The sequence below is a fragment of the Rhizobium ruizarguesonis genome (assembly GCF_012349115.1).
GTDB lineage: Bacteria > Pseudomonadota > Alphaproteobacteria > Rhizobiales > Rhizobiaceae > Rhizobium > Rhizobium ruizarguesonis.
Window position 1 is genome coordinate 128,764 of record NZ_PQIG01000002.1, and the last position, 23,949, is coordinate 152,712.

The 23,949-nt window shown below is 62.2% G+C and carries 31 protein-coding genes; 12 read left to right on the plus strand and 19 right to left on the minus strand.

Annotation, left to right across the window (positions count from 1 at the left end):
• Positions 1-23 precede the first annotated feature (23 nt).
• From C3Y91_RS01990 to C3Y91_RS02000, 3 genes are all read right to left on the minus strand, one after another.
• Entirely contained in the window at positions 24-287 is a 264-nt protein-coding gene (locus C3Y91_RS01990; RefSeq protein WP_008533181.1) for a DUF2312 domain-containing protein, read from the minus strand.
• A gap of 91 nt (positions 288-378) precedes the next feature.
• Positions 379-684, minus strand: coding sequence for a DUF1244 domain-containing protein (locus C3Y91_RS01995; RefSeq protein ID WP_168574916.1), 306 nt, complete (start codon positions 682-684; stop codon positions 379-381).
• Positions 685-716: 32 nt separating this feature from the next.
• Positions 717-1,505 carry an N-formylglutamate amidohydrolase gene (locus C3Y91_RS02000; RefSeq protein WP_168574924.1) on the minus strand — a complete coding sequence of 263 codons (789 nt, stop codon included), beginning with the start codon at positions 1,503-1,505 and terminating at the stop codon, positions 717-719.
• A 201-nt stretch (positions 1,506-1,706) separates the two neighbouring features.
• On the opposite strand from C3Y91_RS02000, the gene C3Y91_RS02005 reads away from it, so the two are divergent.
• The 3 genes from C3Y91_RS02005 to C3Y91_RS02015 all read left to right on the plus strand — a co-directional run bounded on the left by C3Y91_RS02005 (position 1,707) and on the right by C3Y91_RS02015 (position 4,405).
• Positions 1,707-2,192, plus strand: a complete 486-nt coding sequence (locus C3Y91_RS02005) for a DUF1036 domain-containing protein (RefSeq protein WP_017967841.1) — start codon at positions 1,707-1,709, stop codon at positions 2,190-2,192.
• Entirely contained in the window at positions 2,192-3,631 is a 1,440-nt protein-coding gene (gene pyk, locus C3Y91_RS02010; RefSeq protein WP_018072837.1) for a pyruvate kinase, read from the plus strand. Before C3Y91_RS02005 ends, pyk begins: the two co-directional genes overlap by 1 nt.
• Before the next feature lie 138 nt (positions 3,632-3,769).
• Positions 3,770-4,405 (plus strand): LysE family translocator, encoded by a 636-nt coding sequence (locus tag C3Y91_RS02015; RefSeq protein ID WP_026170957.1) that lies wholly within the window; start codon positions 3,770-3,772, stop codon positions 4,403-4,405.
• Positions 4,406-4,407: 2 nt separating this feature from the next.
• Here C3Y91_RS02015 and C3Y91_RS02020 read toward each other — a convergent pair whose 3' ends face one another.
• Genes C3Y91_RS02020 through C3Y91_RS02030 form a run of 3 tightly spaced genes read right to left on the minus strand, consistent with a single transcriptional unit; the run spans position 4,408 to position 5,782 of the window.
• A complete protein-coding gene (locus tag C3Y91_RS02020; protein WP_130772740.1) occupies positions 4,408-4,965 on the minus strand; it encodes a DUF4865 family protein in 558 nt (185 codons plus the stop codon).
• Positions 4,962-5,366: a cupin domain-containing protein gene (locus tag C3Y91_RS02025; RefSeq protein WP_130772738.1), complete on the minus strand. Its 405-nt coding sequence runs from the start codon at positions 5,364-5,366 to the stop codon at positions 4,962-4,964. The genes C3Y91_RS02020 and C3Y91_RS02025 overlap by 4 nt, the downstream gene beginning before the upstream one ends.
• The gene (locus C3Y91_RS02030) at positions 5,363-5,782 is read right to left on the minus strand and encodes a tautomerase family protein (RefSeq protein ID WP_024322359.1); all 420 of its coding nucleotides are present in this window, start codon (positions 5,780-5,782) and stop codon (positions 5,363-5,365) included. Before C3Y91_RS02030 ends, C3Y91_RS02025 begins: the two co-directional genes overlap by 4 nt.
• Before the next feature lie 117 nt (positions 5,783-5,899).
• Here C3Y91_RS02030 and C3Y91_RS02035 point away from each other — a divergent pair, with 117 nt between their 5' ends.
• Both C3Y91_RS02035 and C3Y91_RS02040 read left to right on the plus strand, forming a co-directional pair.
• A complete protein-coding gene (locus tag C3Y91_RS02035; protein WP_075224392.1) occupies positions 5,900-6,796 on the plus strand; it encodes a LysR substrate-binding domain-containing protein in 897 nt (298 codons plus the stop codon).
• A gap of 230 nt (positions 6,797-7,026) precedes the next feature.
• Positions 7,027-7,833 carry a phytanoyl-CoA dioxygenase family protein gene (locus C3Y91_RS02040; RefSeq protein WP_130822504.1) on the plus strand — a complete coding sequence of 269 codons (807 nt, stop codon included), beginning with the start codon at positions 7,027-7,029 and terminating at the stop codon, positions 7,831-7,833.
• A gap of 141 nt (positions 7,834-7,974) precedes the next feature.
• On the opposite strand, the gene C3Y91_RS02045 is transcribed toward C3Y91_RS02040, so the two are convergent.
• Complete coding sequence (locus C3Y91_RS02045; RefSeq protein WP_130772734.1) at positions 7,975-8,919, minus strand: GlxA family transcriptional regulator; 945 nt, start codon at positions 8,917-8,919, stop codon at positions 7,975-7,977.
• 127 nt (positions 8,920-9,046) lie between these two features.
• On the opposite strand from C3Y91_RS02045, the gene C3Y91_RS02050 reads away from it, so the two are divergent.
• Positions 9,047-9,844: an SDR family NAD(P)-dependent oxidoreductase gene (locus C3Y91_RS02050; RefSeq protein WP_130762425.1), complete on the plus strand. Its 798-nt coding sequence runs from the start codon at positions 9,047-9,049 to the stop codon at positions 9,842-9,844.
• Positions 9,845-9,910: 66 nt separating this feature from the next.
• Here the strand turns inward: C3Y91_RS02050 and C3Y91_RS02055 are convergent, their stop codons facing one another.
• The 3 genes from C3Y91_RS02055 to C3Y91_RS02065 all read right to left on the minus strand — a co-directional run bounded on the left by C3Y91_RS02055 (position 9,911) and on the right by C3Y91_RS02065 (position 13,708).
• Complete coding sequence (locus C3Y91_RS02055) at positions 9,911-10,885, minus strand: threonine ammonia-lyase (RefSeq protein ID WP_075224389.1); 975 nt, start codon at positions 10,883-10,885, stop codon at positions 9,911-9,913.
• A gap of 156 nt (positions 10,886-11,041) precedes the next feature.
• On the minus strand, positions 11,042-12,778 hold the full coding sequence (ggt, locus tag C3Y91_RS02060) for a gamma-glutamyltransferase (protein ID WP_075224388.1): 1,737 nt from the start codon (positions 12,776-12,778) through the stop codon (positions 11,042-11,044).
• Positions 12,779-12,853: 75 nt separating this feature from the next.
• Positions 12,854-13,708 carry a helix-turn-helix transcriptional regulator gene (locus tag C3Y91_RS02065; protein ID WP_130686796.1) on the minus strand — a complete coding sequence of 285 codons (855 nt, stop codon included), beginning with the start codon at positions 13,706-13,708 and terminating at the stop codon, positions 12,854-12,856.
• Between the two features lie 116 nt (positions 13,709-13,824).
• Between C3Y91_RS02065 and C3Y91_RS02070 the strand changes: the two genes are divergently transcribed.
• Positions 13,825-14,541, plus strand: coding sequence for an SDR family oxidoreductase (locus C3Y91_RS02070; RefSeq protein WP_168574917.1), 717 nt, complete (start codon positions 13,825-13,827; stop codon positions 14,539-14,541).
• A gap of 69 nt (positions 14,542-14,610) precedes the next feature.
• Here the strand turns inward: C3Y91_RS02070 and C3Y91_RS02075 are convergent, their stop codons facing one another.
• The gene (locus C3Y91_RS02075) at positions 14,611-14,976 is read right to left on the minus strand and encodes a winged helix-turn-helix transcriptional regulator (RefSeq protein ID WP_130686794.1); all 366 of its coding nucleotides are present in this window, start codon (positions 14,974-14,976) and stop codon (positions 14,611-14,613) included.
• A 104-nt stretch (positions 14,977-15,080) separates the two neighbouring features.
• Between C3Y91_RS02075 and C3Y91_RS02080 the strand changes: the two genes are divergently transcribed.
• Together C3Y91_RS02080 and C3Y91_RS02085 are read left to right on the plus strand one after the other, a co-directional pair.
• Entirely contained in the window at positions 15,081-15,410 is a 330-nt protein-coding gene (locus C3Y91_RS02080) for a nuclear transport factor 2 family protein (protein ID WP_130762423.1), read from the plus strand.
• Positions 15,407-16,210, plus strand: a complete 804-nt coding sequence (locus C3Y91_RS02085) for an SDR family oxidoreductase (protein ID WP_130760995.1) — start codon at positions 15,407-15,409, stop codon at positions 16,208-16,210. The genes C3Y91_RS02080 and C3Y91_RS02085 overlap by 4 nt, the downstream gene beginning before the upstream one ends.
• On the opposite strand, the gene C3Y91_RS02090 is transcribed toward C3Y91_RS02085, so the two are convergent.
• The 6 genes from C3Y91_RS02090 to C3Y91_RS02115 all read right to left on the minus strand — a co-directional run bounded on the left by C3Y91_RS02090 (position 16,162) and on the right by C3Y91_RS02115 (position 20,152).
• A complete protein-coding gene (locus C3Y91_RS02090) occupies positions 16,162-17,211 on the minus strand; it encodes an alpha/beta fold hydrolase (protein WP_130687151.1) in 1,050 nt (349 codons plus the stop codon). The genes C3Y91_RS02085 and C3Y91_RS02090 overlap by 49 nt on opposite strands.
• Before the next feature lie 114 nt (positions 17,212-17,325).
• Positions 17,326-17,961, minus strand: coding sequence for a tetratricopeptide repeat protein (locus C3Y91_RS02095; RefSeq protein ID WP_130665082.1), 636 nt, complete (start codon positions 17,959-17,961; stop codon positions 17,326-17,328).
• A gap of 112 nt (positions 17,962-18,073) precedes the next feature.
• On the minus strand, positions 18,074-18,199 hold the full coding sequence (gene ykgO / locus C3Y91_RS02100; protein WP_003566454.1) for a type B 50S ribosomal protein L36: 126 nt from the start codon (positions 18,197-18,199) through the stop codon (positions 18,074-18,076).
• Positions 18,200-18,362: 163 nt separating this feature from the next.
• Positions 18,363-19,439, minus strand: a complete 1,077-nt coding sequence (locus C3Y91_RS02105; RefSeq protein WP_130760994.1) for a 5-(carboxyamino)imidazole ribonucleotide synthase — start codon at positions 19,437-19,439, stop codon at positions 18,363-18,365.
• Positions 19,436-19,930, minus strand: a complete 495-nt coding sequence (gene purE / locus C3Y91_RS02110; RefSeq protein WP_011653459.1) for a 5-(carboxyamino)imidazole ribonucleotide mutase — start codon at positions 19,928-19,930, stop codon at positions 19,436-19,438. The genes C3Y91_RS02105 and purE overlap by 4 nt, the downstream gene beginning before the upstream one ends.
• Before the next feature lie 18 nt (positions 19,931-19,948).
• Positions 19,949-20,152, minus strand: coding sequence for a YdcH family protein (locus tag C3Y91_RS02115; RefSeq protein WP_017968168.1), 204 nt, complete (start codon positions 20,150-20,152; stop codon positions 19,949-19,951).
• 227 nt (positions 20,153-20,379) lie between these two features.
• Here C3Y91_RS02115 and C3Y91_RS02120 point away from each other — a divergent pair, with 227 nt between their 5' ends.
• Positions 20,380-20,553 (plus strand): YdcH family protein, encoded by a 174-nt coding sequence (locus C3Y91_RS02120; RefSeq protein ID WP_003542831.1) that lies wholly within the window; start codon positions 20,380-20,382, stop codon positions 20,551-20,553.
• A 206-nt stretch (positions 20,554-20,759) separates the two neighbouring features.
• On the opposite strand, the gene C3Y91_RS02125 is transcribed toward C3Y91_RS02120, so the two are convergent.
• Positions 20,760-21,020 carry an ArsR/SmtB family transcription factor gene (locus C3Y91_RS02125; protein ID WP_003542830.1) on the minus strand — a complete coding sequence of 87 codons (261 nt, stop codon included), beginning with the start codon at positions 21,018-21,020 and terminating at the stop codon, positions 20,760-20,762.
• Positions 21,021-21,199: 179 nt separating this feature from the next.
• Positions 21,200-21,964 (minus strand): sulfite exporter TauE/SafE family protein, encoded by a 765-nt coding sequence (locus C3Y91_RS02130; RefSeq protein ID WP_130686790.1) that lies wholly within the window; start codon positions 21,962-21,964, stop codon positions 21,200-21,202.
• A 107-nt stretch (positions 21,965-22,071) separates the two neighbouring features.
• Here C3Y91_RS02130 and C3Y91_RS02135 point away from each other — a divergent pair, with 107 nt between their 5' ends.
• Positions 22,072-22,725, plus strand: coding sequence for a thiamine phosphate synthase (locus C3Y91_RS02135; RefSeq protein ID WP_130665079.1), 654 nt, complete (start codon positions 22,072-22,074; stop codon positions 22,723-22,725).
• A 10-nt stretch (positions 22,726-22,735) separates the two neighbouring features.
• The gene (locus tag C3Y91_RS02140; protein ID WP_168574918.1) at positions 22,736-23,818 is read left to right on the plus strand and encodes a tetratricopeptide repeat protein; all 1,083 of its coding nucleotides are present in this window, start codon (positions 22,736-22,738) and stop codon (positions 23,816-23,818) included.
• Positions 23,819-23,949 lie beyond the last annotated feature (131 nt).

Here is a 23,949-nt window from a genome sequence, read left to right on the forward strand (position 1 = left end):
TCGACATCGGCGATCGCGGCGGATCAGCCTTCCGGCGGGGCCTCGATCATGCCGAGCGCGTGCAGGTAGGTGTCGAGGATTGCTTCCTCTTCCATGCGCTCCTGCTCGTCCTTCTTGCGCAGCGCCACGACCTTCTTCAGGATCTTGGTATCGAAGCCCATTCCCTTGGCTTCGCCATAGACGTCCTTGATGTCGTCGGCGATGGTCTTCTTTTCTTCTTCCAGCCGTTCAATGCGCTCGATGAAAGCGCGAAGCTGATCGCGGGCGACGCCATGAGCATCAGACATCGTGTTCTCCTGGTTTTTCGATGATCGATTTTGGATGCCAGTGACTGCCGCGAAGCGGCGTCACGGTCAAGCCTGTTCGGGGCCAGCCGAGCTATTTGTGTGGGTTGTTCAGTTCAAAAGCAGCTTTTTGCACAGGTGAGGCCTCGTTCTGGTGAGGATTTTTCCAGTCCTCATAGGGCATGCCATAGACCATCTCGCGCGATTCGTCCCTGGTAACCGCGACACCTTCGGCCTCGGCGGCTTCGCGATACCAGTTCGACAGGCAGTTGCGGCAGAAGCCGGCCAGATTCATCAGATCGATGTTCTGAACGTCGCTGCGTTCGCGAAGATGTGCGACGAGGCGGCGAAAGGCGGCGGCCTCGAATTCGGTCTGTTGTTCCTTGTTGAGCGCGGTCATCTCGCTTCCTTTCGTTAAGTGGGGCCTTTCGTTCAATAGGGGCCGGTGCGTGACTGGTGAACGTCGTATTCGTGCAAGGCGGGATCGGCATTCATCGCCGCAAAGATCGGCGCCAGGCGTTCGGCCCATGCCGATATGCCGGTCTGGTCTCCGATCAGATCCTGGCGCACTTCGAGCAGTGCATGCGGAATGCCTGTGATCATGCAATGGCGGTACATGGTATCGCCCTTCAGCGCGCCGTCATAGGGTTCGTTTTCGCCAACGGCGAGATCGGGATCGGCGCGCAGCATGTCAAGCAGCGGGCCGACAGCGCGATGGTCGCTGTCCCAGAGGACGGCAGCGTGCCAGGGACGGGGAATGCCTTTCCAGGCCGGCGTGAAGGAGTGCAGCGACAGCACCAGCGGTGCCCTGCCAGTGGCAATCGCCACGCTGTCGATCGTTGTGGCCACGGCATGGTGATAGGGGCGATGGAAGGTTTCGACGCGGTAGTCCCACTCCTGCGGCGTAATTGGATGGTTGCCTGATATGACGGCGCCGTCGGAGATCTTCATGATCAGCGTCGGATCGTCTTCGCCGCGGTTCGGGTCGATCAGCAGGCGCGAAAAGCCGCCGAGCACGGCGGGAACGCCGAGCCTTGCCGAGAGCTGCCGCGTCAGGCCCTCGATGCCGATGTCATAGGCGATGTGGCGGGCGAAGGCCGCGTCGGGAAGTCCCAGCCGGCCATATCGCGCGGGAAGGCGGTTCATCGCGTGATCTGCGAGGATCACCATGCCTTTGTCATGTTTGCCGGATAGGATTTCGAAGGATTGGAAGTCGTCCATCAGGGAATTGCCGTTTGTCATTGCGCCGTCGGGGGCAGTGATCGCATGCGCCTGCGGCGGGTTCAAGCGCGGCAGGCGGGGAGAGGTTGAGCCGGACCCTCGACAGGTGGTTATGAAAGGAAATATAATCGATTAGCATTGCGTTGACTTTCGCTTGACGGCGGCGCAAGAAGACACGGATACGAATAACCGTGGAGCTATTTGGGAGCCGTGTTGATCCAAGCCGCGCCAAGTTTCCTCACGCGGTCCGGGCCGCTGGTCCGTCTCGCTCTGTTCGCTCTTGCAGCCGCCATGCCGTTTTTCATCGCAGATGCCGCACGCGCCGATTTTCGCGTCTGCAACGGAACACAGAATCTCGTCGGCGTCGCGATCGGATACCGGGCCAAGGATGGCTGGGTGACGGAGGGCTGGTGGCAGGTGCCGGCAACGACCTGCGCCACGCTGATCGAGGGAGAATTGCAGTCGCGTTATTATTACCTCTACGCAGAGGACGCCGCCCGGGGAGGACGATGGACGGGTGACGTGCAGATGTGCGTGGCGGAAAACGAATTCAAGATCACGGGTGTGCAGGATTGTTATGCCCGCGGTTACCAGAAGATGGGATTCAAGGAATATGATACGGGCCGCCAGGGTAGCTGGATGGTTCAGCTCTCCGACACCCCAGGGACGCAAGAAAGCCAGAATTGATGAAGCGTAATCGCAAAATTAAAATCCTCGCCACCCTCGGGCCAGCCTCCGCCGAGGAATCGATGATCGAGAAGCTGCATCAGGCTGGTGCCGATGTCTTCCGCATCAATATGAGCCATGCGAGCCACGACGTGATGCGGACGCTTATCCAGCGCATCCGCTCGGTCGAGGCGCGTTCCGGCCGGCCGATCGGCATTCTCGCCGACCTCCAGGGACCGAAACTGCGTGTGGGCAAGTTCGTCGACAGCAAGGTGGACCTGAAGCCCGGCCAGACCTTCACGCTCGACAACAACGAAGCGCTCGGCGACCAGAACCGCGTCTATCTGCCGCATCCCGAGATCCTGGAATCGGTGCAGCCCGGCCACCGCCTGCTGATTGACGACGGCAAGCTCGCCTTGCGCGCAGAAAAATGCGACGGCAAGAGCATCGTCACCACAGTTATTTCGGGCACGCGCATCTCCGACCGCAAGGGTGTCAGCCTTCCCGATACGCTGCTCGGCGTCGGCGCTCTGACGGACAAGGACCGTGCCGACCTCGATGCCGTGCTCGCCACCGACGATGTCGACTGGGTGGCGCTTTCCTTCGTCCAGCGTCCCGACGACCTTGCCGAAGTGCGCAAGATCGCCCGTGGCCGTGTCGGGTTGATGTCGAAGATCGAAAAGCCGCAGGCTCTCGAGCGCATCGAGGAAATCATCGAGCTCTCCGACGCATTGATGGTCGCCCGCGGCGATCTCGGCGTCGAAATGCCGCTCGAATCGGTTCCCGGCATCCAGAAGCAGCTGATCCGCGCCTGCCGCCGTTCGGGCAAGCCGGTGGTCGTTGCCACGCAGATGCTGGAATCGATGATCTCAGCGCCGGTGCCGACACGCGCCGAAGTTTCCGACGTCGCGACCGCCGTCTTCGAAGGTGCGGATGCCGTCATGCTCTCGGCCGAGTCGGCCTCGGGCGACTATCCCGTCGAAGCCGTCGCGACGATGGCGTCGATTGCCACTGCCATCGAGCGCGAGCCGCATTATCCCGGCATCATCTATGCCCAGCGTGCCCAACCGGAAGCGACCGGTGCCGATGCGATCTCGCTTGCCGCCCGCCAGATTGCCGAGACGCTGAAGCTGTCGGCGATCGTCTGTTACACCTCGTCGGGCACGACAGGCCTCCGCGCCTCGCGCGAGCGTCCGCAGGTACCGATCCTGGCGCTGTCGCCGATCATCAAGACGGCACGCCGCCTTGCCATCGTCTGGGGCCTGCATTGCGTTGTCACCCATGACGCGACCGATCTCGACGACATGGTCAACCGCGCCTGCCGCATCGTCGCGGACGAAGGCTTCGGCAAGCCGGGCGATCGCATCATCATCTCGGCCGGCGTGCCGCTCGGCACGCCCGGCGCCACCAACATGATCCGCATTGCCTATATCGGCTCGGACGGCCAGAGCGGCGTCTGATCCAACCGCATGCCTTCGAAAGCCCGCTGCCTGGAGAGGCGGCGGGCTTCTTCGTTGACGGACGGCATTGCCAAGCTTGGCGGCGCGTGCAAGTTTCGGTCGCTGGAGCAGGACATGCTCTGGGTTCGGAGGAGCATCATGGATATCGTCACGCTTCTGGCTTTTGCAGCCGTTTCCTTTGTCGGCATCGCGACGCCGGGGCCAACGGTGCTGCTGGCGCTGACCAACGGTTCTCGGCATGGCCTGCGCCGGGCAGTTGCCGGCATGATCGGCGCGGTGCTGTCCGATTTCGTGCTGATCGGCGCCGTCGCGATCGGGCTCGGTGCGCTGCTCGCCGCATCGGAATTCTGGTTCTCGATGCTGAAATGGGCGGGTGCCGCATATCTCGCGTTTCTCGGTATCATGCTGCTGCGCTCGAAGGGCACGATCGATGCGGCGTTGAAGTCCGGGGCGGCTGCGGGTGCGACATCGCCCTTCTCGATCGGACTGAAGAGCTTCATGGTCGCGGCGACCAATCCGAAGGGTTATCTGTTCTTCTCGGCTTTCCTGCCCCAGTTCATCCACCCGACCATGCCGCAGGCGACGCAATATATGCTGCTCGCCCTTGTCTTTGCCGCGCTCGATTTCCTCATCATGTTCGGCTACGCCTTCTTCGGCTCGCAGGCGGTGCGTTTCCTGAAAACCTCAGGCGCCATGTGGCTGGAGCGAGCCTGCGGTGGCGCGCTGCTGGCGCTTGCCGGCTCGCTGGCCTTCTATCGCCGGGCAACCGTCTGAGTTCAGGGTTGAGGCAGGGATAGGTGGCCGACGCGATAGGCCTGGGTGTGCTCGCCGATCTCGGGAATCTCTCGCCATAACCTGAAGCGTACCCTCGTCCAGCTCGTCGGTTCGAAGCCGGAAACGGAGGCGAGTGCGCCGCCTGTCGTCAGGTCTGCTTCGGCCGCCGCGCTTTCGGCGCGGCGAATATCGCCGAGCGGCGCGTAGGGCTGCGTCTGCAGGACATCGCGTGTGGCGAACCTGGCCGAGGCGATATCGCGCGAGATTTCTGCCTGCCAGACGATCCAGGTCCTCACCTGCGGCCAGCCGAAGGCGCCGGTCAGCGTCTCAAAGCCCGGACCGCAGAGGAAGTCGCTTGCCCCTTGCGGCCTCTGCCAGAGATAGAAGGGCGCATAGAGATTGTCGTGGCTGCCGAACTCTCCCTTGCGGGCGCTGAGATAGGCTTTGAAACCGAGATTGGGAAAGCCGTCGAGCAGCGGACCTTTGTCGCGGATGCGGCGGTCGATGACCGACATGTCGTAATCGGCGGGCAGGGCGAAGCTGTACTGCATGGTGATCATGACTGTCCCTCCACCGGCTGCAGCCATTCGACGATGCCGCCGTTTTCCACCGGTTGAATACTGATATAGCTGAAGGGGCTGTCACCGGCCGCGCCATGCCAGTGGCGCTCGCCGGGCGCAAACCAGACGGCATCGCCGGCACGCAATGTTTCGACCGGGCCGCCCTCGTTTTGCGCCAGCCCGTAGCCCGAAAGTACATAGAGCAGTTGGCCTCTGGGATGCGTGTGCCAGCGGGTGATGGTGCCGGGTTCGAGCGTGGCGCGCATTGCGGTGTTCTCGCCATCGGCGCCGCCTTCGAGCAACATCTCGACCCAGAAAGGCGAAGTTGCGACGCCCTCAGGCGAGCGGATTGCCCTGCCGGGGCGCTTGACAGTCATGGTCTTCGGGTTCGAAGCGCTCATTGTCGGCCTCCGACCGCACGAAGCCGCCAGTCTGCGTCGGTCATCTGGGCAATACCATTGCCGAAGGACCAGTCTTCCGGTGCGCTGGTGCTGATGACGATCATCACGTCCTCGGGCCGGAGGCCCGGCGATTGCGCCAGGAGATCGGCGAGCCGCCGATAGAGCGCTGCCTTCATCTCGCCGGTGCGAGGCCTGCCGATCGTGATCGAGATATAGACGAAATCGTCGGAGCGCGGGCCGGCAAGATAGCTGCGGTCGAAGATCAGCTCGTTCCCGTCATGCTGGTGGATGGTCTGGAAGCGGTCGTTTTCGGGCACGTCGAAGGTCTCGACCAGGGCGCGCTGGATGTTATCGGCCAGCGCCGCGAGGTAGTCCGGCGATTTGCCTTTGCGAAGGGAAATGCGAACGAAGGGCATCGGGATCTCCATGGTTCAGGCCGTCCGTCGGCCTTGACAGCAGAACCATCGCACGGCACGATGATACCGAAAATCAGAATTTTCTGGATTAATGATCCTGAAAAATGGGATTATAGAATGCGACGGACGATCTTTGATCTCGAGGTGCTTCGAACCTTTTCGACCGGCATGGAACTCGGCAATTTCGCCAAGGCGGCCGAGCGGCTCGGGCGCTCGACCTCGGCAGTGAGTGCGCAGCTGAAGAAGCTGGAGGAACAGGCGGGTACGCCGATTTTCCGCAAGGTGGGTCGCGGGCTGGCGCTGACCGATGCCGGCGAGACGATGCTCGGTTATGCCAGGCGACTGCTGGAGCTCAACGACGAGGCGGCTGCGGCCGTGCACAGCGTCGAGCTGGAAGGCTGGGTGCGGCTCGGCCTGCAGGAGGACTTCGGCGAGACCCTGCTGCCTGATGTGCTCGGCCGCTTTGCGCGTGCCCATCCGAAGGTCCGGATCGAAGCGCGGGTGGTGCGCAATGCCGAGCTGCTTGAGCGCGTCACATCGGGCAAGCTCGATCTGGCGCTTGCCTGGAGCGATGGCACGCTGACGGCGCATTGCGAGAGGATCGGCGAAGTGCCGATGCGCTGGATCGGACCTTCCGAGGGGCCGCCGGGCTGGCAAGCCGCAAGCGGCGAGCCGATGCCCCTCGCTTCGCTGGAGGCGCCATGCCTGCTGCGCAGCGCGGCGACCAAGGCGCTGGATGAGGCGGGCATTTCCTGGCGGCTCGCCTTCGTCAGTCCGAGCCTCGGCGGTCTCTGGGCCGCGACGGCGGCGGGCCTCGGCCTCACCATCCGCACGCCGATCGGCCTGCCGGCGAAGGTCCGGCCGCTGGCGCCGGGGACAATCGGCCTGCCTGATTTGCCGAAGCTCGGCCTGGTCCTGCATCGGGCGGAAGCCGAACCGCAACCGGCTGCGGCGCGGCTTGCCGAACTCGTGCTTCAGTCGGTGCATGGTGCGCTGCGCGAGGTGGTGGCCTGACATCTCGGCATTGACCCCTCGGGTGCAAGCCTGTAGCCTCGAACCGCTATGAAGACGTTCATCCTCAATATCGCTTCGGTCTTCTTCTTGAGCCTCTAAGGCTCTGCCTTCGGGCATCAGAAGATGCGGCCGCTGCCCAGCCTTTGCGGCTGGCGCGTTGCCGTGGACCGTAACGACCCTGCGTCTGGCCAAGGACAGAGCCGGCAGGATTGGCGATAGAGAGATATGTCATGACATCAGATGTTTATCCGGCGGCGCTGCGTGCCGCGCAGATCGAGCAATTCATCGAGGACGGTTTCGTCAGGATCGACGACGCTTTTCCCCGCGCATTGGCCGGGGAAGCTCGTGCCATCATGTGGCGCGACATTCCCTTCGATGCGGATGATCCAAGGACGTGGACGCAGCCAGTCGTGCGGCTTGCCGGCTATGGCGGCGGGCCGTTCGAGAAAGCCGTCAACACGCCGGTATTGCATTCGGCCTTTGATCAGCTCGTCGGCAAGGGGCGCTGGGAGCCGCGCAATGGACTTGGCAGTTTCCCGGTCCGCTTTCCCCATCCCGATGATCCCGGGGATGCCGGTTGGCATGTCGACCTCAGCTATCCCGGCGCGGATTCCAATCCGAATGAGCAGCGGGACTTTTCCGCCTGGCGGGTGAACATCACCTCTCGCGGGCGGGCGCTGCTGATGCTCTTCCTGTTCTCGGATGTCGGGGAGGAGGATGCACCGACCCGTATCCGCGTCGGCTCGCATCAGGATATCGCACGCCTTCTGGCGCCGGCGGGCGAAGCGGGGATGGGCCACCTTTGGCTGGAGCATGTCGGGGAAGAGCGGCCGCTGGCGTTGGCGACAGGCCCGGCGGGCACAGTCTATCTATGCCATCCATTCCTCATCCATGCAGCGCAGATGCATCGCGGCAAGGAGCCGCGTTTCATGGCGCAGCCCGGCCTTGCGCCTTCCGAACCTCTTCGGCTTGAACGGCAGGACGGCGCCTATTCGCCGGTCGAGATCGCAATCCGCCGGGCGCTTCAGGACGGTTAACGAGAACAGGATGCATCCTGCCGCCTACAGCGCCGCGCGTCTTTTCAGACGCGCAAAGGACGCTGTAGCACTTTGAATTGCTGCATAATTTTATCCTTAAATCGATTCCGATTTAAGGAATTATGCAGTAGGCAGGGTGCATCACATTTGCAATTCCTGTAGGGCTGCGCGCCGGATTGCCTGCGGCGGCTGGCCGAAGGCGCGCAGGAAGGCGCGGCGCATGCGCTCGCGATCGGCAAAACCGGTTTCGCGGGCAACGACATCGATCGGGTGGCGGCCCTGCTCCATCATCAGGCGGGCCGCTTCCAGCCGCAGGTTCTCGACGGCCTTGGCCGGCGATTGCCCGGTTTCGGCGCGGAAGGCGCGGCTGAACTGGCGGGGGCTGAGATGGGCGGCTTCCGCCAGCTCCTCCACCGAAAGCGCCGATTTCAGATTGCTGCGGGCGTGGGCGAGCGCATTCTGGATGCGGTCGGATTTGGGCTCCAGTTCCAGAAGGGCGGAAAATTGCGACTGGCCGCCGGCGCGGCGATGATAGACGACGAGCGTGCGGGAAACCGCGCGTGCCACATCGAAACCGTGATCCTTCTCGACCATCGCCAAAGCCAGATCGAGACCGGCCGTCATGCCGGCGGACGTCCAGACGGAACCGTCGATGATGAAGATCCGGTCCTCTTCTATCTTTATCTTGGGATAGCGGCTTTGCAGCTCGCGGGAGACATACCAGTGCGTCGTCGCGCGGCGGCCGTCGAGGATGCCCGCTTCGGCAAGAAAGAAGGCGCCGGTGCAGATCGACGCCAGGCGACGTGTGACGGGCAGGGCGGCGCGAACGAAGTTGGTTTCCGCCGCATTCGGCAGTCTGATACCGGGCGCTCCCGCCACGATCAGCGTGTCGAGGGCCGGGTCCCCAAAGGCCTCCGTCTCCATCACCATGCCAAGCGAATTGGCAATCGGCCCGCCGTGTTCGGAGAGATAGCGGACCTCGTAAACCTTTTCCTCGAGTTCGATATTGGCGAACTCGAAGGCCGAGACGGCAGCGAGGCTCATGATCTGGAAGCCGGGATAGAGAAGAAAGCCGATTTGCTGCATGACCATCGCGTCCTGAAAAGAGGATGTCCTTAAAGGTGGTATATATGACATTTAGGACATTCGCAATCGGGCGTAAGACTCTCCTCAAGCGCAAGGCATCGGGCCGGCGCATGCAAGGAGACAGATTATGACACAGGAACATAAGGGCACGGCGCTGGTAACCGGCGCATCCTCGGGCATCGGCGCAATTTATGCTCACAGGCTGGCAAAGCAGGGCTACGACCTCATCATCGTCGCCCGCAACGGCGATCGGCTGAAGGCGTTGGCAAGCCGGCTGACTGATGAGACAGGACGGACGGTCGAGACCGTCGTTGCCGATCTCGGCGACAGGGCAGACCTTGCCCGCATCGAAGGCATGCTGAAGGAAGACCGGAGCATCACGCTTCTCGTCAATAATGCCGGCGTCGGCGGAACGGCACCGCTGCTTGCCGCCGATGTCGACAAGATGCAAGAGATGATCGAGCTAAACGTCACAGCACTGATGCGGCTGACCTATGCCGCCGTTCCCGGCTTCGTCACGCGTGGCGGCGGCACGATCATCAATATTGCGTCCATTGCCGCGATCGCGCCGGAGCTCCTGAACGGCGTCTATGGCGGTACGAAAGCCTTCGTGCTCGCCTTCAGCCAGTCGGTGAAGCATGAGCTGGCGGAGAAGAACATCCGCATTCAGGCCGTGCTGCCTGGCGCTACTGCGACGGAATTCTGGGACATCGCCGGCACGCCGGTCGAGCATCTGCCGAATGAGATCGTGATGTCGGCGGAAAACATGGTCGATGCGTCGCTTGCAGGCCTCGAGCAGGGCGAGTTCGCGACGATTCCGTCGCTCGAAGATGCCGGCCAGCTTGCAGCTTACGAGCAGGCGCGCCAGGCACTGATGCCGAACCTATCTCGCACCGCGCCGGCGAAACGCTACAAGATCGCATAACGATCACAGATAGAAACCATCCGCGGCTCTGCTGCGGATGGTCGATGGCGTTCAATTGAACGATTTTCAGCTGAACCGTTCCAAAGCCATGGCGAAGATATCGGAATCGACATTGCCGCCCGAGGTGACGGCGATGACCGTGTCGCTTTCCAGGGCGTCGCCATGGAAGAGGGCGGCGGCGAGCGCCACCGCGCCGCCGGGCTCGACGACGATCTTCAACCGCGAGAAGGCGAGTGCCATGGCGCGCAGCGCCTCCTCGTCGGTGACGACGATGCCGGCGCCGGCGAGGCGCTTGAGGATCGGGAAGGTGATGTTACCCGGCTGCGGCGTAACGATCGCATCGCAGATCGAGCCCGATACCGCCGCGTTGCGTTCGATCCTGCCGGAGGCGAGCGAGCGGGCGGTGTCGTCGAAATCCCTGGGCTCGCAGGGACGCACGCGAAAGCCGGGAGAACTGGCTTCAAGGGCGAGCGCGATGCCGGAGGTCAATCCGCCGCCGCCGCACGGAACCAGGACTTCAGCTGATGTCACGCCTTCCTCTCCAGCCTGCTCGGAGATTTCAAGACCGGTCGTGCCCTGACCGGCGATGACAAGCGGTTCGTCGAAGGGCTTGATCAGCGTCAGGCCACGCTCGGCCGAAAGTCTCGCGCCGATCTCGTCGCGATCCTCGTTGACGCGGTCGTAAAGCACCACTTCGGCGCCGAAGGCGCGGGTGTTGGCGATCTTCAGCTTCGGCGCATCGCGCGGCATGATGATGACGGAGGGGACATTGTGCAGCTTGGCCGCAAGCGCAACACCCTGGGCGTGGTTGCCAGAGGAGAAGGCGATGACACCTTTGGAGCGCACGGCCAGATCGAGGCCGGAGACGGCCGACCAGCCGCCACGAAACTTGAACGAGCCGGAATGCTGCAGACATTCCGCCTTCACGAACAGGCGCCGGCCGGCGATCTCATTGAGGAAAGGGGAGGAGAGAAGCGGCGTACGCCTGATATGACCGCGCAGACGGGCGCGGGCTGCGACAATCATTTCAATGCTAGCCATTCGGGAATCTTTCTGCTTGCGGGTTCGCCCATGCATAGGGCGAGGCAAGCCAATTGTGAACGGCGACTTTGTCACGGTGACATGAATGGTGCCACCGCTGCTTCTTGAGCCGCGGTTGCGTTTCTACCGACTGTTTGACCAGGCGATCCCGAAGCGTCAGTAGCCGCTTGCCGAACCTTCCGCTGCGCGGCTGTCCATGGCGCCGTTGTAGCGGGCGCCGCCGCCTTTTTCGATGGCAGCAAGGCTTTTGCCGCCGACGAGGATGCCGGCGGCCTGGCCCCATTGCGGTGCATCATTGCCTCCATCGAAGCTGTAGCCCATAGCGGCGAGCGTCTTTTCCGTATCCGGCGAAAGTGCATAGGGTTCGAGAAAGACCTTGTCGGGCTGCCATTGGTGGTGGAGACGCGGGGCGTTGACCGCCTGGCTGATATCCATGCCGAAATCGACGACGTTGAGGATCGCCTCCAGCGTGATGGTGATGATGCGCGAGCCGCCGGGGCTGCCGATCACCATGAAGGGCTTACCGTCCCGGGTGACGATAGTCGGGCTCATTGAAGAGAGCGGCGTCTTCTTCGGGACAATCGCATTCGCCTCGCCCTGCACCAATCCGTAGAGGTTCGGCACGCCGGGCTTGGAGGTGAAATCATCCATCTCGTTGTTGAGCAGGACACCCGTGCCGGGTGCCACGACGCCGGCGCCGAAAGAGCCGTTCAGCGTATAGGTGACGGCAACCGCATTGCCCTCGTCGTCGATGATCGAATAATGCGTCGTCTCGGTGCTTTCCTTGCCGCCGAGCGGCTTCAGATTCGCCGAGGCGCCGGCCTTGTAGGGGTCGATCTTGGCGGCAATTTCCGAGGCATATTTCTTGTCGAGCAGTTTCTCGACCGGGTTCTCGACGAAATCGGGATCGCCGAGTGCCGCGTTGCGGTCGACATAGGCGTAGCGCATCGCCTCGACCATGATGTGCACCGTTTCGGCCGAGTTATAGCCGAGATAGGAGAGCGGGTAGCCTTCCAGAACGTTGAGGATCTCGCAGATGATGACGCCGCCGGAGGAGGGCGGAGGCGAGGAGATGATGTCGTAGCCGCGGTAATTGCACTCGATCGGCTTCAACTCGCGCACGGCATATTGCTCGAAATCTTCCTTGGCGAGGATGCCGCCCTTGGCCTGGCTCGCCTTGACGATCGCCTCGGCGGGCGCTGACTTATAAAAGGCGTCGGGGCCCTTTTCGGAGATGGCAGTCAGGACTACGGCAAGGTCCGGCTGCTGGAGTTTTTCGCCCGATGCATAGGGTTTGCCATCCGGTTTCAGGAAGATTTTCGCTGCCGCCTCATCCTTGGCGAGGCGCTTGGCGCCGCCGGCAAAGCTTGCGGCATCGCCCTGTTCCAGCGTGAAGCCCTCCTTGGCGAAGCGGAGCGCCGGTGCGATCAGTTCCTGGCGCGGTTTGGTGCCGTATTTCTCGCGTGCGGTCTCGAAGCCCATCACGGAGCCCGGCACGCCGACGGCGAGATAACCGTCGAGGCTGGCGCGCGGCACGACATCGCCCTTGGCATCGAGATACATGGTTTTTGTCGCGGCAAGCGGCGCGCGTTCGCGGAAATCGAGGAAGGTCTTCGTGCCGTCCTTCAGGCGGATGGTCATGAAGCCGCCGCCGCCGAGATTGCCGGCCGCGGGATAGACGACCGCCAGCGCATAACCGACCGCGACCGCCGCATCGACGGCATTGCCGCCGCTCTTCAGCACCTCGACGCCGACATCGGTCGCCAGATGCTGGGCGGTGACGACCATGCCGTGCTCGGCTTCGACGGGTGCAGGCGAGGCGGCGAAAGCCGAGGTCAGGCTCAGCGCGAGTGCTGATATGACGGAGATCGTCCCGATATGCAGGCGGCCCATGATTTCCCCTCCTATGGACAATGATGGAAAAACATATGGGACTGCGGCAGCCCGAGGCAATGCAAGGGGTCGGCTTTATGTGAGGAGCTCGGCGAGTTTCCTGTTGGTGTCGTCGTCATCGAGCGGGGTATAGACGATAAGCTTCATCTCCGGCCGGTTTGTCAGCGTCAGGCCGGTATGTTCGAAGGACATGCGGCCCTTGACGGGATGGTCGATCCGCTTGATGCCGGACAGCGGACTGATGACCTCGTGGCGCTGCCACCAGTCGCGAAATTCGTCGCTTGCCTGCTTCAGCAGCGCGATCAGCCGTTCGAAATCCGGATCGCCGGCATAACGCGCGCTGTCGGCGCGGAACATTGCCAGCGAGACGCGGGCAACCGATTCCCAATCGACGAGCAGCCGGCGATGCGCCGGGTCGGCGAAGAGACGATGCATGATGTTGCGTTCGTCGCGGTCGAGCGTGTCGTAACCACCGAACAGCACCTCGGCGGCGCGGTTCCAGGCGAGCACGTCCCACCGGCGGCCGAGCACATAGGCCGGTTGGTGGGTCAGGTTGGCGAGCATGCGTTGCAGCGGCTCGTCGACGCATTCGGGTGCGGACGATACAGCCTGCGGCACATGGCGATTGTTGAGGGTGAAGAGATGCCGGCGTTCGGCCTCGTCGAGGCGCAGTGCATCGGCAAGGGCGTTGAGCACCTGTGCGGAGGGCCTGATGTCGCGGCCCTGTTCCAGCCATGTGTACCAAGTGGTGCCGACGCCGGCGAGCATGGCGAGCTCCTCGCGCCGGAGACCCGGCGTGCGCCGACGAAAACCCTCCGGCAAGCCCACCTCGGACGGCGTCAGCCGCTCGCGGCGAGAGCGCAGAAAGGCTGCGAATTCACGGCGGCGGGCTTCGAATGTGTCGGCTCTCTGGTCCATGGCGGCGATCATATCAGTATCGATACCAGGATAAAACTGGAACTGTTTGCCGTTTCCAGGCCGCGCATGATGCCGGCGCCGCGGGTGGTTGAAACGCCCGCGGATTGATCAATTCAAGGAGCAGCATCATGTCTTTGCAGCATGTGGTCGTCATCGGCGGTTCTTCCGGCATCGGCCTCGCCACGGCAAAATCACTTTTGAAACAGGGATATACGGTCACCGTTGTGGGCCGCGACGGCGAAAAGCTTGCGGCGGCGAAGGCCTCGCTCGATGGCGATCTGCGTAGCCTCGTGCTTGATGCGACGGTGCTTTCCCGCCTCGGGGAGGCTTTTGCCGGGATCGGCGCATTCGGCCATCTCGTGCTGGCGATGGGCAGCGGTCACGGCGCCGGACCTTTTGCGACGCTCGACATGACGGATCTGCTTGCCGGTTTCCAGACCAAGCTCATTCCGCATGCCGCGGCTGCCCAGGCGGCTCTACCGCTGCTGCAGCCGGGCGGCAGCATCACCTTCGTTTCGGCGGTCAGCGCGCAGGCTGCGATGCCTGGCACGGCTGGGCTTGCGGCCGTCAATGCCGGCATTGAGGCGATGGTGCCGGTGCTTGCCGCCGAATTGAAGCCGCTGCGCGTCAACGGCGTTTCCCCTGGGGTCGTCGATACGCCGTGGTGGGGTTTCCTGCCGCCCGAGCAGCGCGGCAGCGTCTTTGCGGATTTCGCCGGCCGCACGCCGGTCGGCCGTGTCGGCAGACCGGAGGATATTGCAGAGGCGATTGTCTTCCTGATCGGAAACGGCTTCATGAGCGGCCATGTCGTCACTTGCGACGGCGGTGTGCGTCTCAGCGCCTAGAGCATGACGCCGAAAAGTGTGAGCGGTTTTCGGACAACATCATGATTTAACTATTTAATTCAACAGCGTTCAAACGGTCCCGCCGATGGTTGCGTCGGCGGGAAATTCCATGCCGGAGAGATCACGGTCCTTAAGTGCAGCCCATTTCAGCAGCGCATCGAGCGCCGGGCAGAGCGCCTGGCCCCAATCGGTCAGACAATATTCGACTTTGGGCGGCACCTGATGATGAACGATACGGCGGATGATGCCGTCCGCCTCCATCTGCCGGAGCTGCTGGATCAGCATCTTCTGCGAAATGGCCGGAATGGCGCGTTCTAGATCGGAGAAGCGCAGGGTCTTGCCGCCGAAGAGGTGGAAGAGAATGATCAGCTTCCAGCGTCCCTCCAGAATTTTCAGCACGTTTTCGACGCCGGTCGCGGCGGAATAGGGTGTCATCTGACCACCTTACTTTTTGGTAAGTACCATACTTTTTTGTAGGTTCTTGTTATTTCGTAAGCCTATCGCCATCCTCTTTCCAAGGCAAGAAGAGAGGATCTTTCATGACTATAGAACTCCCGAAACCGCTGGCGACCTATTTCACCGCGAAGAACCGCAAGGACATAAATGGCATGCTTTCGGCCTTTGGCGAGGACGCCCAGGTGCGCGACGAAGGCGAGGATCTGCGCGGCCATGCGGCGATCCGCGACTGGATGGAAAAGACGACACGCAAATACGGCGTGACGGTCGAGGTGACCGGTCTGGCCGGGACGGAGGCTCAGCCTATCGTCTCCGCCCTCGTCTCCGGTAATTTTCCAGGCAGCCCGGCAATACTGCGCTACCACTTCACACTCGACGACCGGTCCATCATCCGTCTGGAGATCGGCGCATGACGATCGCTCCTGCATTCCCCTTCGATCCGAACGAATTTTCCGGCAAGCGCATTCTCGTCACCGGCGGCACCAAGGGCATGGGCGAGGCGATCGTCGCCCGTCTTTTGGCCGCCGGCGGCCGAGTCGCGACGACGGCGCGTTCGCCACTGCCGGAGGGCCAGGCGCCTGACCTGTTCGTGCAGGCCGACATCAGCACCGCTGCCGGCGTTAAGACCCTCGTCCAACGGGTGTTCGAAGCATTCGGCGGGCTTGATATCCTTATCAACAATGTCGGCGGATCGTCGGCGCCGAGCGGCGGCTTTGCAGCCCTTGCCGACGAACATTGGCAGGCGGATATCGCCGCGAACCTGCTGGCGCCGGTGCGGCTCGACCGGGCCTTTCTACCCGGCATGATCGAGCGTGGCCATGGCGTCATCATCCATGTGTCGTCGATCCAGAGGCGGCTGCCGCTCTACGAGGCGACACTTGCCTATGCGGCGGCGAAAGCCGGGCTTTCGAATTACAGCAAGGGGCTCTCGAAGGAGGTTGGGCCGAAGGGCGTCAGAGTAAATACTGTCGCGCCGGGCTTTATCGAAACGACGGCAGCCACGGCGTTGATCCAGCGCATCGCCGACGAGGCGGGGACAGATGAGGAGGGCGGCCGGCAAATGTTGATGGGTTCGCTTGGCGGCATTCCGCTCGGCAAGCCAGGGCGCCCCGATGGCGTGGCCGAACTTGTTGCTTTTCTGGCATCGCCGCGTGCGGCCTTCATTCACGGCGCCGAATATACGATCGACGGCGGTACGGTTCCGACCGTCTGATCGCGTGAGGCGGCGGCAAGCCTCTCCTCGGCCCTGCGGGCGATCGCCTGCAGGTCGCGCGGCTTGCCTGATATCTTCTCCATGGCGGCGATGGCGACATCGGTTGCGAGATAATCCGGCTTATGGCCGACGCCGCTGACGGTGATGAGTTCGGAGCCTGATATATCGCGGGCAAGGCCGCGCGAGTGCAAGTGTTCCCAGACGATCTCGTCGCTGTCGCCTGTTATGATGACGGTCGGCGCGGTGATCTGCGAATAGCGCAGCGACTGCTCCTTCACATAGGCGAGCAGCCTTTTGAAATCGGCGGCGTTGTTATGGAAAGCGTTGGGTCGCAGCACCAGCGACGGCCCCGTTTTTTCGATGTAGTCGGCCGGGCGCGGATTGGGACGGAAGATATTCAGCGTGCCGCGCTCCAGCCGGCTCAGACCGAGGGGCACGACGATCGCGTGGTTGAAGAGCCAGCCGACGATCGGCACGGTTGCCACATGATAGTACCAGTCGATGCCGCCCGGCCATGGATGGGTGGCGGGCGCGAGGAAGAGCAAACCGACGGTCTTATCAGGATGGCGCAGGCCAAAGGCGGCGGTAATCGCGCCGCCGAAGGAATGGCCGACGATGATCGCCTTCTCGATGCCGCGCTTCTCCATCAGTCTGGCGATCGCATCGGCCTGGCCGGAGGGGACGGCGTTCTCAGCGCCGCCGCGCTCGGAATAGCCATGACCGGGGCGATCGACGAACAGCATTTCCGCCCGGCCTTCGAGTGCGGCGCGGAAGGCAACGACCTGGTCGAGCAAATTGCCGCTGGCGCCGTGAATGAAGACCAGTGCCGGCAGATCCGCATTTTCGGGACGCTCGATGTGGACGGCATTCATGCGGTAGCCGCCGACATCCGTCAGTTCGCCGATATTCGGATAGGCGTGTTCGAATTGCCGCGCCTTATAAGTGGAGTAGCCGATGGCGGCGGCGAGCGGGGCGAGAAGAGCGGAAACTTCTGCAAGCATGATCTCAACGAGCGATAATTGCGGGACGACCTGCTGGCGGACAACCGCCATATCGTTCCCTCCATATGCTAAAATTGCGCGGCGAAATCCGACGTCAAGATATCAGACCAGGAATCAGGTGCGGTTGCCGGCGAGTTTTTCCGCAAGCGTGTTGGCCTGTTCCTGCGCAGTGCGTTCGGCGGGATAGACATCGAGGAAACGCTCCCAAGCCTTCAAGGTCAGCTGATCGTTGCCGGAATTGCTGAGGATCGCCGCCATGCCGGAGAGCGCGCCGAAATGGCGCGGCTCGAGATCGAGCACACGTTCGATGTCGGACATCGACTTGCGATAATTGCCCATGACGAAATTCAGCGTGGCGCGGCGGTTCCAGCTTTCGGCATAATCGGGCTTCAGCGCGATCGCCTCATCGAGGAAATCGAGGGCCGCGGGGTTGCGCTTTTCCTCGATCGCCTTGTCGGCCCACTGCATCAGCAGATTGATGGTGGCGCTGCCGGAATCGTTCCATTCCATGCGGATTTCATTGGCGATGCCGCTGGCCTTTTCGGGATCGCGTTCACGCTTCAGCTGGCTGAAGAGCTGGTCGAGGTGTTGCTTCGGCGAACTGTTGGTATCCGCCTGCTCGACGATGACGTCCTTTTTCGCGGCGGCAGCGGGCTTTTCCGCGGCGGCGGCCGGAAAGGAGGCGGTGAGGAGAATGAGGGCGAGCGGCAGCGCCGCTGATGTCAAAGCAAAAAAGCGCATGGCGGACATATTAGCCCGCCAGCGCCGAAGATCAAACAAATTTGATGTGATCACCGCAGCGACCCACCGGATATATCTGCCGGCGCAAGCTCACGCGGCGAGGCAATCCGGACGCGCGAAATCAGCCCTGACGAGCCTTGAAGCGCGGGTTCAGCTTGTTGATGATGTAGATGCGGCCCTTGCGGCGAACCAGACGGTTGTCACGGTGACGAGCCTTGAGCGACTTGAGCGAATTCTTGATCTTCATTTTTCTGATCCGCGATCTCTATGGGGGAATTCACATTCGCCCGTATCTTTAACAATCAAAAGCGCGCCATCGGGCGCGCTGTTTAGGTGGGGAGCAAATACCTCTTCACCTTTTCGGTGTCAACCACATGAAGGTGCTTTTCCCAAGGCGCAAGGGTATTTTCTCAGGCCAAAACCGGCGATTTCGGCGTCAAGGTGGTGACATGGCCCATCTTGCGGCCGGGGCGCCAATCGGTCTTGCCATAGAGATGAACCAGCGTATCGGGGCGCCTCAGCCAGTCGGGAACGGCAAGGATATCGTCGCCGATCAGGTTCTGCATGATGCAGTCGGAATGGCGCTCGGCACTGCCAAGCGGCAGGCCAGCAACGGCGCGGATATGCTGCTCGAACTGGCTGACGACGCAGGCCGCTTCCGTCCAGTGACCGGAGTTGTGGACACGCGGCGCCATTTCGTTGGCAATCAGGCCGCCATCGGCAAGCACGAAGAATTCGATGCCGATGACGCCGACATAGTTCAACGCGGCAAGGATCTTTTCGGCCGATTGGCGCGCGGCGTCCGCCGTCGATGCAGAAATCGCGGCGGGAACCGTCGAGGTGTGAAGGATACCGTCGCGGTGCACATTCTCGGCGGGATCGAAACAGACGACCGCCCCGTCGGTGGCGCGCGCGGCGATGATCGAGACCTCGCGCTCGAAAGCGACGAAACTTTCGAGGATGAGCGGCACGCCGCCGAGTGCGGCATAGGCGCCATCCGGGCTGTCGGCCGCCGAGCGGAAAACCTTCTGGCCCTTGCCGTCATAACCGAGACGGCGGGTCTTCAGCACGCCCTGGCCGCCGAAATCCTTAAGTGCCGCCTCAAGGTCGGCCTGGCTATCGATCGCGTGGAAGCGGGTGGTTGATATGCCGCAGTCATTGAGAAAGCGCTTTTCGACGAGGCGATCCTGGGCGGCCTCCAGCGCCTTTGGCGGCGGAAAGACGGACACGCTCGCCGAGAGCCTTTCGGCGGCTGCGACGGGCACGTTCTCGAATTCGTAGGTGACGACGTCGCAGATATCGGCGAGTTCGGCCAGTGCCGCCGGATCGTCGTATGCGGCGGCAATCTGCCGGTTGGCGAGCTGGGCGGCCGGGCAGTCCGCCTGCGGCTCGAGGATGATCGTGCGAAAATTCAACCGGGCGGCGGCAATGGCCAGCATGCGGCCGAGCTGGCCGCCGCCGATAATGCCGATCGTTCTTGCCGTCATAGGTCGTCCATCGGGTATTCGGCGACGGCAGCACTCTGGCGCTCGCGCCATTCGTCGAGCCGGTCGGCGATTTCTTCGTCGGAAAGGGCGAGCACGGCGGCGGCGAGAAGCGCGGCGTTGACCGCGCCGGCCTTGCCGATGGCAAGCGTGCCCACAGGAATACCGGCCGGCATCTGCACGATGGAAAGAAGACTGTCCTGGCCGGACAGGGCTTTCGACTGGACCGGCACGCCGAAAACCGGCAGCGGTGTCATCGCGGCGGTCATGCCGGGCAGGTGGGCGGCGCCGCCGGCGCCGGCGATGATGACCTTGAAGCCCTCCGCGCGTGCGCCCTTGGCGAAATTGACCAGCCGGTCCACTGTGCGGTGCGCCGAAATTATGCGCGCGTCATAGGGAATTTCCAGCGCCTCCAGCGTGTCGGCGGCGTTTTTCATCGTCTCCCAGTCGGACTGGCTGCCCATGATGATGGCGACGGGTGGTCTGTCTGTCATCGTTGCTGCTATTCCCTCTCAGGCGATGATGTCAGGGATGATCTGATCTTCCAGCTTGGAGAGCCTGTCCTTGATGACGAGTTTTTTCTTTTTCATGCGCTGGATTCGCAGAGCATCGCATCCGGTCTGGATCATGGCGTTGATCGCGGCATCGAAATCCTCGTGCTCCTGACGCAGACGCGCCACCGTGAGCCTGATTTCCGCCTGTTCCTGATCGGCCATATGCATTCCCCGTTACCGTCCCTGGACCTTGTCCGATCTGGCGATGATTTCCGCAAGCTCCTATCACCAAATACAGGTAACGGCTAGTTAGTCTTGATCATGAAATTGCCATCCAGTCTTCATCTTTTGGCCTTCGACAAGCCTTCAAAAATATGTCACAGTCCGGCCGTTGACACCTTGATCCCCGACGATGTTGGCCGGGGAGGGTAAGAGGAAGGAAGGGTCATATGACTGTTCAAGCTCATCTTGAGTCACTCCAGAAAAAGCATGTTGCTCTCGAGGAGGAGTTGCACGCGCTCAGAACATCTCCCTCTATTTCCGATACGGAACTTGCCGAATGCAAGCGCCGGAAGCTGCGCATCAAGGACGAGATTCAGCGTCTTAAGTCATCCGTCCACTAATCTTCCCAAGGGTCGCCGGACGATCATCTTGCGCAACAAGGTAAAATCCATCCATTCCGCCAAGAATTAGCAAGAACCGGTGATTTGACACCAGATTTGCGCCAGTCCGATGCATCCGGCATCGCGGCTGGCGCTTTTGGGTCGCCACGTCTCACATGGCGTTCATATGATTTGCATGATATCCCTTGATCTCATGGGAACCTGCATCAGGCCCAGAACTGATCCAGCCACAAATTGAGCTTGTCGAAGCCGCGGTTGTTGACCGTGTAGATGCGTTTGGTGCCTTCTGAGGTCACGGAGACGAGATTGCTGTCGAGCAGCGCCTTCAAGTGTTGCGAGACAGCGGGGCGACTGATCGGCAGGCCTTCGGCGAGCTCATTGACCGTCCGTGGCGCGCGACGCAATTCCTCCAGCAGAAACCGCCGGTTCGGATCGGCAATCGCAGAGAAAGGGTCCGTGTTCGACATGACGGGAACGCTACGTCAAACCGGCCGCGCCAGCAAGGAAATTGTGCATTGCAGCGTGCCACGGTCTAAAGCGCGTCGCGAACCTTCGGATTCGCTCGTCGCGCTTTAGGTCTTTGTTTTTACGCATGTCGTTATCGCAAAACCGCTGCACAGTTTTGCGCGACATGCTCTAGCGGTTTCTACCAGCCAAGGCCCTCGCGCACGATCAGGAAGGCGGCGATCAGCGCCATCGCATACATGAAGGGATAGAAGATCTGTGGCTTCATGCGGCGCACGCACCAGGCGCCGGCAATGGTGGCGAGCGGGGCAAAGGGCAGAAGCGTCGCGGAGGTCGCAAGATTCTGGGTGCCGAGCTGGCCGAGCGCGAAATAGGGGATCAGCTTGATGGCGTTGAGGATCGCAAAGAAGCGCACGCTGGTGCCGGTATATTCGCGTGGCTGCAATTTGAGCGGCAGGGCATAGATCTGGAAGGGCGCACCGCCGGCATGAGCAACGAAGCTGCCGTAACCGGAAAATGTTCCCCAGAGGCTGGCGGCCACCGGTCGCTGGCCGCGCGGCGGGATCACCTTGCCGGCGCCCGGGCCGAAATTGTTCCAGAAATAGCGCAGGCAGAAGAGGATGGTCACCGCGCCGATGACGATGCGCAGCATGTTGCCCGGAACCAGCGCCGAGGTCGCCCAGCCCAGCGCAATGCCGAGGACGGCGCCCGGCAGCATGATCTTCAGCGTCGCCCAGTCGCCATGTTTGCGCCAGATGACCAGCGAGATCATGTCCATGAAGACCAGGATCGGCAGAAGGATCGCCGCCGCCTCGACCGGCGAGACGACGAGGGCGAGGAAGGGCAAGCCGATCAGCGACAAAGCGTCGCCCATGCCGCCCTTTGCGAGGCCTACCAGCAGAACGGCGGGCACGGCGGCGTAGTAGAATGACAAATCCTGCGGCATGCTTTCGACGTCCTCCTCTTGCAAGCCTCGTCTAACGGAACTACTCACACAAAACGAGTGCGGATCCCTCATTTCGAAGGGGAATTCGCAGGAAACGGAAAGACCTCATGACCGAACCGGAAAACCGCTGCCGCCTTGTGCTCATCGTACCTGATATCGCTGATGCCGATGAACAGGCAAAGGTCGTCGCCGACGCGCTGAAGGGCGGCGATGTCGCCTCGGTGATCGTGCCGCAATATGGGCTTGACGACGGCACCTTCCAGAAACATGCCGAAAAGCTGGTGCCATTGATCCAGGATGCTGGAGCAGCCGCGTTGATTGCAGGCGACAGCCGTGTCGCAGGCCGGGCCAAGGCCGATGGCCTGCATCTTTCCAGCAATGCAGAGGCGCTTTCGGAAGCGATCGACAAACATGCGCCGAAGCTGATCGTCGGCGGTGGCAACGCGGCCGACCGGCACCATGCGCTGGAAATCGGCGAAGTCAGGCCGGACTATATCTTCTTCGGCAAGCTCGACGGCGATATCAAGCCGGAGGCGCATCCGAAGAACCTTGCGCTCGGCGAATGGTGGGCCTCGATGATCGAGATCCCCTGCATCGTCATGGGTGGCACCGATCCGGCCTCGGCGCTCGCCGTCGCCGAGACCGGAGCGGAGTTCGTGGCGCTGCGGCTGGCGGTCTTCGGCGAGCCCGCCCGGGCGCCGTCGGTCGTCGCCGAGATCAATGCGTTGCTTGACGAAAAAGCGCCACGGTTTGAGGATTGAAATCGCGCTCATGCCGATCCCACCCGTCCGCCTTTTGAAATATCTCCTTGCCAGCACGGCCGTCCTCCTTGCGGCTGGACCCGATGTCGCTTTGGCGCAGGCGCCGGACAGCGTCATCAGCCAGCCGGGCACGGCGCCGGCTTCGACCTTCCGCACCGACCGGCCCTCCGCCTCGAGAGCGGGCCCCTCCGATGGTGTCGGCGTGTTCGACCGCATGGGTGCGAAGCTGCCGGATCTGCCGCCGGAGAAGGACTACAAGGGGCCGATCGACGAGGCTTACGGCGCCTTCCAGCGCGGTTATTATCTGACGGCAATGGACAAGGCGCTACCGCGCGCCCAACTCGGTGATCCGGCGGCGCAGACGCTGATCGGCGAAATCCTCTCGCAAGGCCTCGGCGTCAAGAAGGACGTGAAGAATGCTGCCTTCTGGTACGGCAAGGCGGCCGAAGGCGGCGATGCGGCGGCGATGTTCAAATATGCGTTGATCCTGATGGAAGGTGAGGGCGTGCCGCGTGACAAGGTCAAGGCCGACGACTACATGCGCAAGGCGGCCGAGGGCGGCAATCCTTCGGCGGAATTCAACTGGGCGCAGCTTCTCATCGCCGACAATCCCGGCGAGAAGGGACTGAAGCTTGCGCTGCCGTTCTACGAGAAATCGGCCGAGCAGGGAATTGCCGATTCGCAATATGCCGTGGCGCAGATCTATGCGACGCTGAAGGACCTGCCGGAGGAAAAGAAGCAGCTCGCGCGCGAATGGATGGCACGTGCGGCGCGCGCCGGCTTCGACACCGCCCAGCTCGATCTCGGCATCTGGCTGGTCAACGGCGTCGGTGGGCCGAAGGATTACGTCAAGGGCTTCGAATGGCTGAAACTTGCCGCCAATGGCGGCAATGTCGCCGCGCAGAACAAGCTCGCCCATCTCTATATCAATGCGATCGGCACGGCGCCCAATCCGATCGAGGCGGCGAAGTGGTACGTGCTGTCGCGCCGGGCCGGGCTCGCCGATCCGGCGCTTGAGGATTTCTATCTTGGCATCGAGGAGGATCAGCAGAAGGCGGCGATCGAGGCTGCCAACAAATTCCGGCGGCGATAGCGGCCGCTTGGCGATCCGGCCGACGACAGGCGAACGGCCCACTGCACAATTCCTTAAATCGGGATCGATTTAAGGATAAAATTATGCGGCAATTCAAAGTGCTACAGCGTCCTTTGCGCGTCTGAAGAGAC

What these genes read in the sequence shown, in the direction of transcription:
- C3Y91_RS02095 (WP_130665082.1), bottom strand. Translation starts at nt 17,961, where the DNA reads ATGTCCGCCATGCGCTTTTTTGCTTTGACATCAGCGGCGCTGCCGCTC.
- C3Y91_RS02070 (WP_168574917.1), top strand. Translation starts at nt 13,825, where the DNA reads ATGTCTTTGCAGCATGTGGTCGTCATCGGCGGTTCTTCCGGCATCGGC.
- C3Y91_RS02020 (WP_130772740.1), bottom strand. Translation starts at nt 4,965, where the DNA reads ATGATCACCATGCAGTACAGCTTCGCCCTGCCCGCCGATTACGACATG.
- purE (WP_011653459.1), bottom strand. Translation starts at nt 19,930, where the DNA reads ATGACAGACAGACCACCCGTCGCCATCATCATGGGCAGCCAGTCCGAC.
- C3Y91_RS02015 (WP_026170957.1), top strand. Translation starts at nt 3,770, where the DNA reads ATGGATATCGTCACGCTTCTGGCTTTTGCAGCCGTTTCCTTTGTCGGC.
- C3Y91_RS02040 (WP_130822504.1), top strand. Translation starts at nt 7,027, where the DNA reads ATGACATCAGATGTTTATCCGGCGGCGCTGCGTGCCGCGCAGATCGAG.
- C3Y91_RS02080 (WP_130762423.1), top strand. Translation starts at nt 15,081, where the DNA reads ATGACTATAGAACTCCCGAAACCGCTGGCGACCTATTTCACCGCGAAG.
- C3Y91_RS02050 (WP_130762425.1), top strand. Translation starts at nt 9,047, where the DNA reads ATGACACAGGAACATAAGGGCACGGCGCTGGTAACCGGCGCATCCTCG.
- C3Y91_RS02085 (WP_130760995.1), top strand. Translation starts at nt 15,407, where the DNA reads ATGACGATCGCTCCTGCATTCCCCTTCGATCCGAACGAATTTTCCGGC.
- C3Y91_RS02065 (WP_130686796.1), bottom strand. Translation starts at nt 13,708, where the DNA reads ATGATCGCCGCCATGGACCAGAGAGCCGACACATTCGAAGCCCGCCGC.
- C3Y91_RS02035 (WP_075224392.1), top strand. Translation starts at nt 5,900, where the DNA reads ATGCGACGGACGATCTTTGATCTCGAGGTGCTTCGAACCTTTTCGACC.
- C3Y91_RS02090 (WP_130687151.1), bottom strand. Translation starts at nt 17,211, where the DNA reads ATGCTTGCAGAAGTTTCCGCTCTTCTCGCCCCGCTCGCCGCCGCCATC.
- C3Y91_RS02045 (WP_130772734.1), bottom strand. Translation starts at nt 8,919, where the DNA reads ATGCAGCAAATCGGCTTTCTTCTCTATCCCGGCTTCCAGATCATGAGC.
- C3Y91_RS02125 (WP_003542830.1), bottom strand. Translation starts at nt 21,020, where the DNA reads ATGTCGAACACGGACCCTTTCTCTGCGATTGCCGATCCGAACCGGCGG.
- pyk (WP_018072837.1), top strand. Translation starts at nt 2,192, where the DNA reads ATGAAGCGTAATCGCAAAATTAAAATCCTCGCCACCCTCGGGCCAGCC.
- C3Y91_RS02075 (WP_130686794.1), bottom strand. Translation starts at nt 14,976, where the DNA reads ATGACACCCTATTCCGCCGCGACCGGCGTCGAAAACGTGCTGAAAATT.
- C3Y91_RS01990 (WP_008533181.1), bottom strand. Translation starts at nt 287, where the DNA reads ATGTCTGATGCTCATGGCGTCGCCCGCGATCAGCTTCGCGCTTTCATC.
- C3Y91_RS02030 (WP_024322359.1), bottom strand. Translation starts at nt 5,782, where the DNA reads ATGCCCTTCGTTCGCATTTCCCTTCGCAAAGGCAAATCGCCGGACTAC.
- C3Y91_RS02140 (WP_168574918.1), top strand. Translation starts at nt 22,736, where the DNA reads ATGCCGATCCCACCCGTCCGCCTTTTGAAATATCTCCTTGCCAGCACG.
- ykgO (WP_003566454.1), bottom strand. Translation starts at nt 18,199, where the DNA reads ATGAAGATCAAGAATTCGCTCAAGTCGCTCAAGGCTCGTCACCGTGAC.
- C3Y91_RS02025 (WP_130772738.1), bottom strand. Translation starts at nt 5,366, where the DNA reads ATGAGCGCTTCGAACCCGAAGACCATGACTGTCAAGCGCCCCGGCAGG.
- C3Y91_RS02115 (WP_017968168.1), bottom strand. Translation starts at nt 20,152, where the DNA reads ATGGCCGATCAGGAACAGGCGGAAATCAGGCTCACGGTGGCGCGTCTG.
- C3Y91_RS02120 (WP_003542831.1), top strand. Translation starts at nt 20,380, where the DNA reads ATGACTGTTCAAGCTCATCTTGAGTCACTCCAGAAAAAGCATGTTGCT.
- C3Y91_RS02055 (WP_075224389.1), bottom strand. Translation starts at nt 10,885, where the DNA reads ATGGCTAGCATTGAAATGATTGTCGCAGCCCGCGCCCGTCTGCGCGGT.
- C3Y91_RS02105 (WP_130760994.1), bottom strand. Translation starts at nt 19,439, where the DNA reads ATGACGGCAAGAACGATCGGCATTATCGGCGGCGGCCAGCTCGGCCGC.
- C3Y91_RS02130 (WP_130686790.1), bottom strand. Translation starts at nt 21,964, where the DNA reads ATGCCGCAGGATTTGTCATTCTACTACGCCGCCGTGCCCGCCGTTCTG.
- C3Y91_RS02135 (WP_130665079.1), top strand. Translation starts at nt 22,072, where the DNA reads ATGACCGAACCGGAAAACCGCTGCCGCCTTGTGCTCATCGTACCTGAT.
- C3Y91_RS01995 (WP_168574916.1), bottom strand. Translation starts at nt 684, where the DNA reads ATGACCGCGCTCAACAAGGAACAACAGACCGAATTCGAGGCCGCCGCC.
- C3Y91_RS02000 (WP_168574924.1), bottom strand. Translation starts at nt 1,505, where the DNA reads ATGGACGACTTCCAATCCTTCGAAATCCTATCCGGCAAACATGACAAA.
- ggt (WP_075224388.1), bottom strand. Translation starts at nt 12,778, where the DNA reads ATGGGCCGCCTGCATATCGGGACGATCTCCGTCATATCAGCACTCGCG.